Origin of the sequence: Marinomonas sp. IMCC 4694, assembly GCF_008122525.1 — a bacterium.
Lineage (GTDB): Bacteria > Pseudomonadota > Gammaproteobacteria > Pseudomonadales > Marinomonadaceae > Marinomonas.
The window spans coordinates 1891326-1905355 of the sequence record NZ_VSRV01000001.1 but is presented as its reverse complement, the minus strand read 5'-3'; the positions used below and the strand labels follow the sequence as shown (position 1 = coordinate 1905355).

The 14030-nt window shown below is 45.2% G+C and carries 12 protein-coding genes; 8 read left to right on the top strand and 4 right to left on the bottom strand.

Annotated features, from left to right (window positions below; genetic code table 11):
- Positions 1–31 precede the first annotated feature (31 nt).
- Both FXV75_RS08685 and FXV75_RS08680 read left to right on the top strand, forming a co-directional pair.
- Positions 32–277, top strand: coding sequence for a sulfurtransferase TusA family protein (locus tag FXV75_RS08685; RefSeq protein ID WP_148832563.1), 246 nt, complete (start codon positions 32–34; stop codon positions 275–277).
- A gap of 12 nt (positions 278–289) precedes the next feature.
- Entirely contained in the window at positions 290–1351 is a 1062-nt protein-coding gene (locus tag FXV75_RS08680) for an AI-2E family transporter (protein ID WP_148832562.1), read from the top strand.
- 60 nt (positions 1352–1411) lie between these two features.
- On the opposite strand, the gene FXV75_RS08675 is transcribed toward FXV75_RS08680, so the two are convergent.
- Positions 1412–3040, bottom strand: a complete 1629-nt coding sequence (locus FXV75_RS08675) for an alpha-amylase family glycosyl hydrolase (RefSeq protein WP_148832560.1) — start codon at positions 3038–3040, stop codon at positions 1412–1414.
- Positions 3041–3231: 191 nt separating this feature from the next.
- On the opposite strand from FXV75_RS08675, the gene FXV75_RS08670 reads away from it, so the two are divergent.
- On the top strand, positions 3232–4383 hold the full coding sequence (locus FXV75_RS08670) for an MFS transporter (protein ID WP_148832558.1): 1152 nt from the start codon (positions 3232–3234) through the stop codon (positions 4381–4383).
- A 5-nt stretch (positions 4384–4388) separates the two neighbouring features.
- Here FXV75_RS08670 and FXV75_RS08665 read toward each other — a convergent pair whose 3' ends face one another.
- Positions 4389–5270: a LysR family transcriptional regulator gene (locus tag FXV75_RS08665; RefSeq protein ID WP_148832556.1), complete on the bottom strand. Its 882-nt coding sequence runs from the start codon at positions 5268–5270 to the stop codon at positions 4389–4391.
- Positions 5271–5363: 93 nt separating this feature from the next.
- Between FXV75_RS08665 and leuC the strand changes: the two genes are divergently transcribed.
- From leuC to hpf, 5 genes are all read left to right on the top strand, one after another.
- On the top strand, positions 5364–6791 hold the full coding sequence (gene leuC, locus FXV75_RS08660; protein WP_148832554.1) for a 3-isopropylmalate dehydratase large subunit: 1428 nt from the start codon (positions 5364–5366) through the stop codon (positions 6789–6791).
- Between the two features lie 16 nt (positions 6792–6807).
- A complete protein-coding gene (gene leuD, locus FXV75_RS08655) occupies positions 6808–7458 on the top strand; it encodes a 3-isopropylmalate dehydratase small subunit (RefSeq protein ID WP_148832552.1) in 651 nt (216 codons plus the stop codon).
- A gap of 52 nt (positions 7459–7510) precedes the next feature.
- Complete coding sequence (leuB, locus tag FXV75_RS08650; protein ID WP_148832550.1) at positions 7511–8590, top strand: 3-isopropylmalate dehydrogenase; 1080 nt, start codon at positions 7511–7513, stop codon at positions 8588–8590.
- A gap of 122 nt (positions 8591–8712) precedes the next feature.
- A complete protein-coding gene (asd, locus tag FXV75_RS08645; RefSeq protein ID WP_148832548.1) occupies positions 8713–9831 on the top strand; it encodes an aspartate-semialdehyde dehydrogenase in 1119 nt (372 codons plus the stop codon).
- Positions 9832–10189: 358 nt separating this feature from the next.
- Entirely contained in the window at positions 10190–10582 is a 393-nt protein-coding gene (gene hpf / locus FXV75_RS08640) for a ribosome hibernation-promoting factor, HPF/YfiA family (RefSeq protein ID WP_148832546.1), read from the top strand.
- 354 nt (positions 10583–10936) lie between these two features.
- On the opposite strand, the gene FXV75_RS08635 is transcribed toward hpf, so the two are convergent.
- Together FXV75_RS08635 and FXV75_RS08630 are read right to left on the bottom strand one after the other, a co-directional pair.
- Positions 10937–11797 (bottom strand): NAD(P)-dependent oxidoreductase, encoded by an 861-nt coding sequence (locus tag FXV75_RS08635; protein ID WP_148832544.1) that lies wholly within the window; start codon positions 11795–11797, stop codon positions 10937–10939.
- A gap of 347 nt (positions 11798–12144) precedes the next feature.
- Entirely contained in the window at positions 12145–14028 is a 1884-nt protein-coding gene (locus FXV75_RS08630; protein ID WP_148832542.1) for a GGDEF domain-containing protein, read from the bottom strand.
- Positions 14029–14030: the final 2 nt, after the last annotated feature.

Sequence of the window (14030 nt, the reverse complement as noted above, 5' to 3'; positions counted from 1 at the left end):
TAGGCCATTCATCTATTGGGTAAATTATAAAATGACGGTCAACTCAGAGAAACAGTATGACGTACTCTTAGATGCAAGAGAAGATCGCTGTCCCATGCCCTTGTTAAAAACCAAAATGGCGTTAAGTAAGATGGCCGTGGGGGGACGCTTGTGTGTTACAACATGTGACGCTGGGTCGTTGAAAGACATTCCTCAATACCTTGCATTGGTCGGGTTTTCTTTATTGTCAGTCAATGAAGACAATACTCTTTACACCTTTGAAATTCAAAAAAATTGATACGGACTCCCTATGTTTAAAATTGTAGATACGCTGATTAAGCGCTATTTTTCCAATGAAGAAGTGGTCGTGTTCCTTCTTTTGTTAGTAGGATTGGTCAGTGTTTTGGCTTTTTGGGGCGGGATTTTGGCCCCTATACTCATTGCGATTGTGCTTGCGTTTCTTCTGCAAGGCTTAGTTGATCGTATTCAATTGCTTGGCTTGGGTCACGTTAGTTCGGTATTTCTTGTTTTTTCTACTTTTATGATGGCGTGTGGCGTTTTTGTCAGTGTGATGGTGCCCATCATTTGGCGTCAATCTGTTCGTTTTGTTCAAGATGTGCCCAGAATGTTTACGGTTCTTCGTGACGAAGTGCTGGCATTTGCAGAGGGGCACAGCGAAATTGTTAGCCAATCGGCCATAGACGAGTTGATTAATTCACTTGCCAATGAATCGACAAATTTGGGTCAGTGGCTGGTATCGTTTTCTTTATCGAGCATCCCTTCTTTATTTTCGGTGGTTATTTACGTCGTGCTGGTGCCTTTGGTGATGTTCTTCTTGTTAAAAGACCAAGAAAAAATATCAAAATATCTGACGTCATGGCTGCCCAAAGAGCGCAAAATGATGCGTAACATTGCCCATGAAATGAATGAGCAAATTGCCAATTACATCCGCGGTAAATTCATTGAAATGGTTGTAGTGGGTGTGGTGACCTACGTGGTCTTTTTAGTTTTTGGGTTGAAGTACGCTGAGTTGTTGGCTTTGCTGGTGGGTTTATCGGTACTGATTCCCTATATCGGCGCAGCGGCGGTTACTATTCCTGTGGTGTTAGTGGCTTTTTATCAGTATGGCACGCAGAGTGAATTTATTTATGTAGTAGTAGCGTATCTGATTGTCCAGGCTTTAGATGGTAATGTGCTGGTCCCTTTGCTATTTTCTGAAGCGGTTAATTTGCACCCTTTAGCGATCATTGTTGCTGTGTTGTTTTTTGGCGGGATTTGGGGCTTTTGGGGTGTGTTTTTTGCGATTCCGTTGGCAACATTAGTGAAAGCCATTATTAATGCGTGGCCGAGTCATGAACAACTTGTGTCATAACTCAGCCTTTGTGTGTGTAAAGAAAGTGTGTGAAAAAAAGTGTGCCGTTAGTAGTAAAAACTATGAAAGGTTAATAGTGGCGATCAAAACACTGTAGGCTGGAAGCACCACAGAATCAGCATCTATATAACCACTCTTAAGCGCTTTTGGCAGTGCTAACACCGTTAATGATAATTCAAGCGGCAAACGTTTCTCCATTTCAGACGTATTGATTGCGACAAAAAGACGCATGTCCTCACCACTGCGTACGAAGGTAAGTGTTGTATCGTCGTGATGTATGAATTCGATGCCACCTCGTTGCAACACTGGGTACTGTCGCCTAAAGTGCAGAAAGTCACGGTAGGCATTAAGGATAGAGTCCGGCTGTTCTCCTTGGACGCTAACAGCAAGAGGGCGCTGTTTGTCATCAATGGGTAACCAAGGTTGTATCGACTGAGTAAAGCCGCCTAACGCATTATTTTCCCATGGGAGTGGTGTTCGGCAACCGTCTCGCCCTTTAAATTCTGGCCAAAAAGCGATACCAAAAGGGTCAACGAGTTGATCAAAATTCAGCTCCGCCTCTGGCAAGCCCAGTTCTTCACCTTGATACAAACAGACACTGCCACGCAAACTGAGAAGCATGGTCATATAGACTTTGCTTTTTGCAATGGCGTCGTGGTTTTGCCCCCATCGAGTGGCGACGCGCTCGACATCATGATTGCCAATTGACCAGCAAGGCCAACCATCACCCAACCCCGCTTCGATGGTTTCCATTGTGCTTCTAATATGAGTCATTGATGAGTCATGAGTCAGCAAATCAAATGAATAACACATGTGCAATTTATCTTGGCCTTGAGTGTAGGCGGCCATGGTGTTCAAAGCGAAATCACAACCCACTTCACCTACCGTCGTCGTATTTGGGTACTGGTCGAGTAGATGACGCAAACGTTGTAAAAAACCGATGTTTTCTGGACGAGATTTGTCATAAATATGCAGCTGATAGGCATAAGGGTTATCAAGACGAACCCCAATGCTGCCTTCAATAACGTCTTCTTTGGGCGGATTGTTTGTCAGCTCAAGGTCATGGTAGTAGTAGTTCGCGGTATCTAAGCGGAAACCATCGACACCCCGTTTAAGCCAAAACTCTACCGTTTCTAGCAGCGCGTCGACGACCAAGGGGTTGTGGAAGTTTAGATCTGGCTGACTGTCTAAGAAGTTATGCAAATAGTATTGGCGGCGTCGGCTGTCCCAATGCCAAGCTGGCCCTCCAAATACAGACAACCAATTGTTTGGTACGGTACCATCAGGGTTGGCGTCTGCCCAAACGTACCAATCGGCTTTGTCGTTGTCGTGACTACGGCGTGATTCGACAAACCATGGGTGTTGATCAGAGCTGTGATTTAGTACTTGATCAATCATTACTTTTAGCCCGTGTTCGTGAGCCGATTGAATTAACTGATCAAAATCTTCTAACGATCCAAAAATAGGATCGACATTGCAATAATCGGAAACATCATACCCAAAGTCTTTCATTGGTGAGGTGAAAAAAGGCGACAACCAAATCGCATCCACTCCCAAAGCAGCGATGTAGTTCATTTTTGCCGTAACACCTGGCAAATCCCCAATTCCATCGTTATTAGAATCGAAAAAGCTCCTTGGATAGACTTGGTAAATAACGGCGCCACGCCACCATTCTTGATGATCTGTCATGATTTTTCTCGCTATAAGGGTAGGGATAATAATGGACTTAAGCGTGCACAGAATGTATTAGATTTGTGTGGGAAGATCCCTTTATCTGTCGTGCTTTTTGTGACCATTTCCAGCATACTCAATCATTATAATGATTGCATGATTTTTGTTGTTTTTGTGGCGACAAATATTGCACGACTGTTGGAGCCAACATGTTTTCAGATCACGCTCGCCCTGTGGCTTGGCCTTTGTTTTTTTTCTACTTTTTCTTTTGTGCTTTAATTGGTGTTTTGATGCCGTATATATCGATGTATTACAAGTCGATTGGTTTAACAGCATCAGAAATAGGTCGATTGATGTCAACGTTTACCTTATCCGGCATTTTGGTTCCGCATTTTTGGGGCTGGTTAACCGCAAAAGTAGGCTTGCCTAAACGCATTCTTCAGGTTGCTATTTTGGGGTGTTTTGTTGCCGTAATCCCTTTTAACTGGAGTAAGCAATTTGAGACACTCTGGCTGCTAACCTGCACTATGGCTTTGTTTTATTCGGCACTGATTCCTCTCACTGATTCACTGGCTGTTCGCAGCATTCGCTACCTGGATGTGCCTTATACTCGGCTTCGTGTAGGCGGATCGATGGGCTATGTTTTTGCTGTAACAGGTGCCGGTTTTTTAATTGGTCAATTTGGTGTTGGCATTGTGATCCCCACTATGTGCGTGTTTCTTGCGTTAGCGGTGGTGACGTCGTTTTTTCTTAAAGAACAAGCGTATGAAGTGAGTAACGAAAAAGAAACCGCATCGTTTCTTTCTTTAGTCAAAACGCCTGAGTCTTTGTTGTTTTTTGTGCTGGCATTTTTGGCCTTCATGTCCCATGCGCCTTTTAATGTATTTTTTGCTGTGCATTTATCCAATCTGGGTTACAGCGGACAATACATTGGTTTGCTGATGGCGTTAGGCGTGGTCATTGAAATTGTCTTGTTTCTATTCTTTGGCAATAGTATCAAGCGTTTCGATGTAGTCCATGTCATTGCACTGTGTTTCCTTTGTGGTGTTGTGCGTTGGTTTTTAGTGGGATGGTTTGCTTCGCTGGTATGGGTACTGATTTTTACGCAATTGCTTCACAGTATTACGTTTGCGTTGTTTCACATGGTGTCTATTGAGCAAATACGGCGATTATTCCCTGAGCAATATGCCAGCCAAGGCCAAGCTATGTATAGCGCGTTTGCGATCGGTTTAGGGGGGGGCATTGGTATGGTCATCACAGGATATTTATGGGAATGGTTAGGAGGCGCTTGGGTATTTACCGCTGCAGCATGCGTAAGTGCATTGGCATTACTCATACTATTGATCAGCCAGCGTCGGTGATGGCTCTAGTGGCCCGTGCGGTCGCTTTTCAAAATCTCTATAAAGGCCATGGCCGCTCGGCTCAATGTGCGTTGTTTGTGGTGAATGACGCCCAATTTCCGTTCAACGTTTAAATCATCAATGTTTAATACGACCAATTTATCGTCTACCAATGTTGAAGGTAAAAGCGACCAGCCCCAACCAATACCCACCAGCATGGCAAGGGTTTCTAGGTTATTTGTATTCATTCTCACCTTGGGCTTTAGGCCTTGCTTACCAAAAGCCTGCTCGGCGATTTGTCGGGTAAAGGTGTTTTTGTTGGGTAAGACACAGGCGTGTTGTGCCAGTTCAAGCAAGGTCAGGTTCGTTGACCGCGCCAGTGGATGATCGTTGCTGACAACACAGGTCAAGGGATCAGACCAGATCGGTAACGACTCAATCAGTGGGTTGTCTTTATGTGACAAAGTTATAATGCCCAGCTCCGCTCGCCCTTTTAGAACATCTTGATAAGCTTCTTCTGATTGTGAAAACTCGATTTCCAACTGTGCGCTGGGAAAGTTTTGTTGAAAACACTTCAGTGATTTGGGTAAACGATGCAATCCTACGTGATGACTGGTGGATAATTTCAGTTCGCCGCTCACATCGAGCATTTGCAGAGACATACTGCGTTGAATGTCTAGCAAGTCCTCGGCCATTTTTCGTGCTTTGGGTAACAGTCGTAACCCGGCTTCGGTGAGTTGAACCTGCCGGCCAATTCGATCAAATAAACGCACACCTAATTTACTTTCTAGCGCCGAAATGCGTTTGCTAATGGCTGGCTGCGTGACAAACAGCTGCGTAGCGGCTTGAGAAAAAGAAGCGGTTTCTGCCACCTTGATAAAAGTGAGCAGCTCTGCGATGTCTATCATTCCAAAAAATTATCCAAAATATGAAAAATATGAATTGGAGTTATTTAAGCCAAAGTTTTAGGATAGCGCAATAGATTTCTGAGGAGAGAATGTATGTCAGCTAAAACCCTTTATGACAAGTTGTGGGATAGCCACCTTGTTCAACAACGTGACGACGGCAGTGCGTTGATTTATATCGATTTACAATTATTGCATGAAGTAACCTCACCGCAAGCCTTTGAAGGTTTACGCTTAGCGGGACGCAAGCCATGGCGTGTATCGTCAAGTTTGGCTACGCCGGATCACAACGTACCAACGACCCAAAAGGAGCGTCTTTCTGGCGTAGATGGTATTGAAGATCCGGTATCAAAAATTCAAGTTACTACTCTAGATGATAACTGCAACGAATTCGGTATTACTGAATTCAACATGAAAGACATCCGCCAAGGCATTGTCCACGTTGTAGGGCCAGAACAGGGCGCGACTTTACCGGGCATGACGGTAGTGTGTGGCGATTCTCACACATCAACACATGGGGCGTTTGGTGCCCTAGCACACGGTATTGGTACGTCTGAAGTTGAGCACGTGTTAGCGACTCAATGCCTTGTGCAGAAGAAAAGCCGCAACATGCTGGTTCGTGTCGATGGTGAATTGTCGCCTTGGGTTTCCGCGAAAGACGTGGTGTTGGCGATCATCGGTGCGATCGGAACCGCTGGCGGAACCGGTTTTGCCATTGAGTTTGGCGGCTCAGGCATTCAGTCATTGTCAATGGAAGGCCGCATGACGGTCTGTAACATGGCGATTGAAGCGGGCGCTCGCGTGGGTTTGATTGCGGTTGATGACACCACGATAGCGTATGTGAAAGGTCGTCCTTATGCACCAAAAGGCGAACATTGGGACATGGCCGTGGCGGCGTGGAAAGGCTTGGTGTCAGATAAAGACGCTCAGTTTGAAGAAGTCGTCGTTATCAAAGCCGAAGACATCAAGCCTCAAGTCACTTGGGGCACGTCGCCAGAAATGGTCATTGCCATTGATGAGCCCCTACCTCGTGCCGAAGATCAAAAAGATCCTGTCAAAAAAGAAGGTTACGCCCGCGCATGGAAATACATGGGTCTGGAAGGTAAAACGATGTTGTCGGATATTATCTTAGATCGCGTGTTTATTGGTTCATGCACTAACTCCCGTATTGAAGATTTGCGCATTGCCGCGCAAGTCGTTAAAGGCCGTACCGTGGCATCAACTTTGAAACAAGCGATTGTTGTGCCTGGCTCTGGTTTGGTAAAAGCGCAAGCCGAAAGAGAAGGATTGCACACTATTTTTGAAGCCGCTGGTTTGGAATGGCGTGAGCCGGGTTGCTCTATGTGTTTGGCGATGAATGCCGATAAATTGGGCGCCGGAGAACATTGTGCGTCTACATCGAATCGTAATTTCGAAGGTCGTCAAGGTTTTGGTGGCCGTACGCACCTAGTCAGTCCTGCGATGGCCGCCGCGGCTGCGATTGCCGGTCATTTTGTTGATGTTAATGAATTTGTTAAACACTAATCAAAAGGAGAGTTTTATGCGTCCCTTTACTAAACACACAGGGTTAGCCGCTCCTTTGGATTTGGCCAACGTTGATACGGATATGATTATTCCAAAGCAGTTCTTGAAATCCATCAAGCGCACAGGCTTTGGTAAAAATTTATTTGACGAGCTGCGCTACGAAGACGAAGGGCAGCCGGATCAAGAGTGCGATGGTCGCCCATTGCGCGAAGAATTTGTCTTAAACCAAGCCCGATACCAAGGCGCAAGTGTATTATTGGCTCGTCAGAATTTTGGTTGTGGTTCGAGCCGTGAACACGCCCCTTGGGCATTGGATGATTATGGCTTTCGTTCCGTTATTGCGCCGAGTTTTGCGGATATTTTCTACAATAACTGCTTCAAAAATGGTTTGTTACCGATTGTGTTGCACCCAGATGAAGTGGATCAGTTGTTTGCTGAAGTGGCGTTACGCGAAGGCGCCGAAATGGTTGTTGATCTTGAGAATCAAACAGTGACGTCACCTTCAGGTGCGCAGTTTGAGTTTGTCGTCGACAATTTCCGTAAGCATTGTTTATTAAACGGTTTGGACGACATAGGTCTGACGTTACAGCAAGATGCCGCGATCCATCGATTTGAAGAAAAACGCATGCAAGACGCGCCTTGGCTTTTCTTGTCTCGTGAGCAGTAAGCGCTAAACAGACTAAAACAGACACAAAGACTCAGAATATTAAGGAATTACCATGACGAAAAATGTATTGATTTTGCCCGGCGATGGCATAGGTCCAGAAATTGTAGCGCAAGCGGTTCGCGTATTAGACGCGGTAAACGCGCAGTTCTCTTTAAACATTCAGCATGAAAGTGCTTTGGTGGGCGGTTCCGCTTACGATGAAACCGGTTCGCCATTACCCGATGCGACCTTAGAAAAAGCCAAAGCCGCGGATGCAATTTTGCTTGGTGCCGTTGGTGGGCCGAAATGGGATAAATTAGACATGTCAGTACGCCCTGAAAAAGGCTTACTGGGTTTACGCTCTAACCTTGAATTATTTTCAAACCTTCGTCCTGCCATTTTGTACCCACAGTTAGCGGATGCGTCCAGTTTGAAGCCAGAAATTGTGGCAGGTTTGGATATTCTGATCGTACGTGAATTGACTGGCGGTATTTATTTCGGTCAGCCACGTGGTATTCGCACCCTGGAAAACGGCGAGCGCCAAGGTTACAACACCTATGTTTACAGCGAATCTGAAATTCGTCGCATCGGTCGATCTGCTTTCGAAGCGGCACGTCAGCGCGGCAAGCGTGTTTGTTCTATTGATAAATCCAATGTACTGGAAGTGACAGTGCTGTGGAAAGAAGTCATGGAAGAAGTCGCGAAAGAGTACCCAGATGTCGAATTGACTCATATGTTGGTCGATAATGCGGCTATGCAGCTGGTTCGTGCACCAAAACAGTTTGATGTCATGGTTACGGGCAACATGTTTGGTGATATTCTATCGGACGCTGCGGCTATGTTAACCGGCTCTATCGGCATGTTACCGTCTGCTTCTTTAAACGCAGAAGGTCGTGGCATGTATGAGCCTTGTCACGGTTCAGCGCCAGATATTGCCGGTAAAGGCATTGCTAACCCCTTGGCGACCATTTTGTCTGTTGCTATGATGTTGCGCTATTCTTTGGATGCCAAAGAGGCCGCGGATGCCATTGAGGCCGCTGTTAGTAACGTTCTTGATTTGGGTTTAAGAACCGCAGACATCGCCTCTAAAGGTTGCGATACAGTGAGTACAGCCGCAATGGGCGATGCTGTTATAGCAGCACTAAGAAATTAATATTGTAAACCCAAATGCTATGCAAAAATAATGTCATAACCTAACGGCATAAGGTCGTTAGGATTTCACTCGGGATACTGCTCTTGGTATGAGTGGTCCCACAAAAAAAGGTAAAGTTAACCATGTCAAAACACACTGTAGGTTTAGTCGGATGGCGCGGAATGGTCGGTTCCGTATTGATGCAACGTATGCGAGAAGAAAATGACTTTGATCATATTGATCCCGTCTTTTTTACTACCTCGCAAACCGGGCAGAAAGGTCCAGAAATTGGTAAAGATATTCCGTTACTTCAAGACGCAAACGACATTGAATCTTTGAAAAAAATGGACATTATAATCACCTGCCAAGGCGGAGATTATACCAAGGCTATTTACCCACAGTTGCGTAAGGCAGGTTGGAACGGTTATTGGATTGACGCGGCATCGTCATTGCGTATGGAGAAAGACGCCATCATCGTCCTTGATCCAGTTAATTTAAACGTTATCAAAGACGGCCTAAGTAACGGTGTCAAAACTTTTGTTGGCGGTAATTGCACCGTGAGCTTGATGTTGTTGGCATTGGGCGGTCTGTTTGAAAAAGGCCATATTGAGTGGATGACGTCCATGACATACCAAGCCGCCTCTGGCGGCGGTGCACGTCACATGCGAGAGCTGATCAACCAGATGGGCATGTTGCAAAGCAGCGTAGCGTCGGAGTTGGCAGATCCAGCCAGTGCTATTTTGGACATTGATCGCAAAGTGGCAGAGCAAATGCGCTCTAACACCATGCCAGTGGATCAGTTCGGTGTGCCATTAGCGGGCAGTTTGATCCCTTATATCGATTCTCAGCTGGATAATGGCCAGAGTCGTGAAGAGTGGAAAGCGCAAGCCGAAGCCAATAAGATCTTAGGTAACACGGATCTGATTGTACCTGTAGATGGTTTATGTGTTCGAATCGGTGCCATGCGTTGTCACAGCCAAGCGTTCACTATTAAATTGAACAAAGACATTCCAGTGGCGGACATCGAAGGTATGTTGGCTGAGCACAACGATTGGGTCAGCGTCGTGCCTAACGACAAACAAGCCACTATGGAGCGACTAACACCGACGGCGGCAACTGGCACATTGAACATTCCTGTTGGCCGTATTCGTAAGCTGAACATGGGGCCTGAATACATCAGTGCCTTCTCTGTGGGCGATCAGTTGTTGTGGGGTGCGGCTGAGCCATTACGTCGCATGCTGCGCATTTTATTGAACGATTAAGCGGTCCGTATTGGGTCTACTAAAAGCATCGGTCATCGGCTGATGCTTTTTTTTGTTTTTAATAATTCATTATATTCAAATTAATGCTTGCTATAGGTGCAAAAAGTGCCTATTTTTAAGGTGAAGGAAATGGAAATTTATACTGATTTTCAATGGTATGACATTGATATGTAAGTAATTTAAAAAGCCTATTAATTTGAGAATTACAAAATTTTATAGATTTTTTATTTGCATAAAAAGAATTACGCGATAGGGATTGAAATTGGTGTAAATCAACCATAGATTATAAGTAAGGCTAGCAGAGGAGGAACGGAAAGTAAGTTATTAAACATCTGACAAAAACAGAAGGAAATTCTCTATGTATACATTGAATATTAGTGGTCACCACGTCCAATCTGGTGAAGAAGTACAAGAACTCGTTAAAGAAAAAATGGATCACTTGTCACGTATTAACAATACGATCACCACCATTAACGTAGTACTCAATACAGAGAAGCATGAGATTCATGAATTAATTGTTGAAGCCAGTGTTCATATTCCTGGTCATGATCTTTTTGCAACAGTGAACACAGACAAACAACTTAAACCAGCCCTTGATCTGTTAGTAGGGAAATTAGAAAAGCAGCTAATCAAACACAAAGCAAAACACTCAGGTCGTCAACACCATCTTAACGCTAAGGACGTAGAAAGCCCGGTTGAGCGTCAGATGCAAGCTGAATTTGATGAGCTTGTAGAGCGAGAAGTGATCTAGTTTGTTTATGTATTCCTAGGAGAGGCCTCGCACAGCGGGGCTTTTTTATGCCAAAATTTTGCATTAAAAGGGGGTAAGTAAGCATGGTCGACTGTTTCTTTTCAGTAAAACGAAGTAGGAACGGAGCCTAAGTTTGAGCTTTTCTGTGTCTTGTGTGTATCTCTTATCTTGGTGTTGCTGAGTCTGCGTGGTTTATCGTTACGAATTGAAAAACGATTACCAAAAGCACGTATTGCCGTCTGAAATAATCAGAAGTTTACGAAAAAATGACGATGAAAATGTAGGCGGTTTTGACGAAGGCAATTTATAGCCAATAGCCAAAACCGCCGTGATGTGACGGTGACCGCTGAAACGTTATCGGATCACTTTATGAACAGCGGCGATGTCTTCATCTGCAAAGCCTTGTTTAATGGCGAGCTTAAAGGTCTCATTTGCGGCGGCGGCGTTAGGGAGCGGTTGTTGAAGCTGGTCACCCAGAGCAATCGCTAGGCGCATGTCTTTTTGCATGTGCTTAAGTGGAAAGCTGGTGGTGTAGTCGTCATTTAATAACATAGCCCCCTTACCTTTGAACATAGGGTTGGCCATAGCGCCAGCGGCAATAATCGCTAGGATTTGATTACCATCTAGGCCGGCTTTTTGCCCCAGTGACATACCTTCACTAAAAATATTGAGCATACCCCCCATCATCATATTTACGACCAATTTCATGTTCGCACCTTGTCCAATGTCACCTAGATACGGTGACATTTTTCCCATAGCACCAAAGGCGTGAGACGCTTCGTCGTAGAGCGATTTGTCGCCCGCTGCCAAGATAATTAAGGTGCCATCTTCTGCAGGCTTTTTGGTTCCAGAGACTGGCGCTTCTAAAAAACGTCCTCCCGCTTGAGTAATAGCCTGGGCAATGGTTTTAGACGTTGTGTCATCCACGGTGGACATATCAACATACCCTCGACCTTCACCGATACCCGCGACTACGCCTTCTTCGCCTTGACACAATGCCAGTGCCGCCGCTGGGTCGGACACAATGGCAAAGGTGATGTCACAATGAGCTGCCACCGCTTTTGGTGAAGCGCCGTGATGTGCGCCAATAGCGACGAATGCGGCGCATTTCTCTGGAGTACGATTCCAAACCGTAACATCGAAACCTGCCTGAAGCAGATTTTTTGCCATCGCACTACCCATTATTCCCAAGCCTAAAAAACCAATGCTGATCATAAAAATTCTCTTATTAAGATTGTTTTTAACAGTGTACAGGATTCGACCTCAAAATGGATCGATGCCAATATTGTGCGTATTTTTGAACCTGTTGACTATAGGCTGCGTACCATTCATTCATACAGAATCGTTGTGGGAATCGTTAAGAATCACATTATAAATGAAATGGTGTATTGGCGTTTTGTGTTGTGGATTGTCGTTCGCCAGTAATGCGAATGATTCCGCTTGGAAAGCATGGCGTGAAGGATGAGCGCGGCTGATTATGCGTCATGCATTGGCGCCTGGTGGTGGCGACCCTGCAGGAATTCGCCCTCAGTAATAGGGGCGAATTGTGAATAATTTTGATTTTAGGTGCTGGCGGTTTGCTTGTTCATTTCTTTCATGGCGTACATGCGTTGGTCTGCCAGTGAAATCCAGTCATGATCTTTAGTGGCTTCGCTGCGTTTCGCAATACCGTAGCTTGCGTCTATCGATGGAAAGCCTGCCCGTTGTGTTTGTACTACGGTTTTTTTCATCCACTCGTCGATCTGAGCTGTTGATATGCTGTGCGCCATCAGAATGGCAAATTCATCTCCGCCAATTCTGAATACGCCTGCGTCAACAGACTCTAACCGCTGTTTTAATTGTTGAGCGTACTGCTTTATCAACTCGTCACCTTTCTGGTGTCCGTAACGGTCATTGTAATATTTTAAGCCATCGATATCGGCAATAACCAATACCGTATAATCAGGTTTGTCTAGCGCCTGAAGAAAGGCGTGTCGGTTGCCTAATTTGGTGAGCTGATCTTCTACCGCCATGATATGCAGTTGGCGGCTTTTACTGCGTAATTGCAGCCACATAACAAAAACAGCTGTCGCGATGAGCGTAAGAATTAAAGCTGCCCACATCAACGCCCGAGTCTGTAGGAGCGCTCTATTCTCATTGGCTTTTGCCAATGCAAGCTGAGCGACAGACAGTGCCTGTTGTTGCTCAAGGCGCTGATTCTCTTGTTGATATTCTAAATTGGCAATGGCGATTTGGTTGATGCGCTTAAACTCTTCAACATAAGCGTTATGGTAACGACGATAATAGTCCAAAGCGCTCTTATTGTTGCCCAGTTGCTCAAGCACTTCCACATAGTCTAAATAGGCTTGAGGTGGGTTGGCTTGGCGGATACCAGAAGGGGAATTAATCGCCTCTTGCAGTAAGTTCTCTGCCTCTGTCATGTTGTTAAAATAGGCCTGTAAAAAGCCCAGTTGTCGTTTAGCGTCTTTTAAATAGTCTTTATTACCGACTTGCTGAGCGAGCAGATAGGTTTCTTTGGCCAGCGCTAACGCCGGCTCAAATTGTTCTAAATGACGCAAAACATCAATATGAACCAGAGAAAAATACAAAAAATAGTCGCGTCTAGGGTCCACAGGATTCGCTAAATAGGTCGAAATGATCTGCATCGCGTCTTGTGGTCTTTTTTGGCGATCCACTGCCGCCGCCAGAATCGCATATAAATAGCTAATGGCATCGACTCGTCCTGCAGGAATGGTTTTAAGGGCTTTGCGGGCAAATTCTTCGGCTTGTTCATAACTGCGGGCGTGCAAAAAAGCTTCCCCTAAAAGAATATTAATAACAAAAATTGAAGGGTGATTTTTGTCTATGTCTTTGAACCAGTGTTCTGCCTGATAAAAGTAAGGCAACGCTTCGGCGACACGTTTTTGGCGCACTAAAAGCTGTCCGTAAATATGATATAGATTCGCTTGAGTGACTTTGCTGTCTTTTGTTATGGGGGTCCATGCCTTGATGGAATCCAATTCTTGCTCGATCATATCGCGAGCAGCAGCGAATTCAGTAAAGAACATCAAGTCATAACTCATGATCATCATCCATCGATAACGCACCGCCTGTTGTATCATTTGAGCGGCATCGCTATTGAGGTAGTTTGCCGCTATAGTGACGGCCTCGTGCTGTTTATTGGTGCGTAATAATACGCTGGTTTTTGCGCTTACGTCGGTGTAATTCGGCTCTGATAAGGTGTCTGAATTTGAAATGACAACGGGTAAGAGCTCATTCACAAGGCGATCATCGTTTGATTCGGCTGCTGTGGTTAAGCGCTCGAACGAAGCCTGACTCTCTTCAGCGTAGACAACAGACACTAACACCATATTTAAAAGGCACAGAATAACACCGTAATAAATGGGGTGGATGGTATTCTGTTTTTGAGCTGGGTGCATGGGATCGCCTAATGGGTGAATGCTCAAAT

Excerpts from the sequence above, each read along its gene's own strand:
- FXV75_RS08685 (WP_148832563.1), top strand. The coding sequence starts at position 32 with ATGACGGTCAACTCAGAGAAACAGTATGACGTACTCTTAGATGCAAGA.
- FXV75_RS08680 (WP_148832562.1), top strand. The coding sequence starts at position 290 with ATGTTTAAAATTGTAGATACGCTGATTAAGCGCTATTTTTCCAATGAA.
- FXV75_RS08675 (WP_148832560.1), bottom strand. The coding sequence starts at position 3,040 with ATGACAGATCATCAAGAATGGTGGCGTGGCGCCGTTATTTACCAAGTC.
- FXV75_RS08670 (WP_148832558.1), top strand. The coding sequence starts at position 3,232 with ATGTTTTCAGATCACGCTCGCCCTGTGGCTTGGCCTTTGTTTTTTTTC.
- FXV75_RS08665 (WP_148832556.1), bottom strand. The coding sequence starts at position 5,270 with ATGATAGACATCGCAGAGCTGCTCACTTTTATCAAGGTGGCAGAAACC.
- leuC (WP_148832554.1), top strand. The coding sequence starts at position 5,364 with ATGTCAGCTAAAACCCTTTATGACAAGTTGTGGGATAGCCACCTTGTT.
- leuD (WP_148832552.1), top strand. The coding sequence starts at position 6,808 with ATGCGTCCCTTTACTAAACACACAGGGTTAGCCGCTCCTTTGGATTTG.
- leuB (WP_148832550.1), top strand. The coding sequence starts at position 7,511 with ATGACGAAAAATGTATTGATTTTGCCCGGCGATGGCATAGGTCCAGAA.
- asd (WP_148832548.1), top strand. The coding sequence starts at position 8,713 with ATGTCAAAACACACTGTAGGTTTAGTCGGATGGCGCGGAATGGTCGGT.
- hpf (WP_148832546.1), top strand. The coding sequence starts at position 10,190 with ATGTATACATTGAATATTAGTGGTCACCACGTCCAATCTGGTGAAGAA.
- FXV75_RS08635 (WP_148832544.1), bottom strand. The coding sequence starts at position 11,797 with ATGATCAGCATTGGTTTTTTAGGCTTGGGAATAATGGGTAGTGCGATG.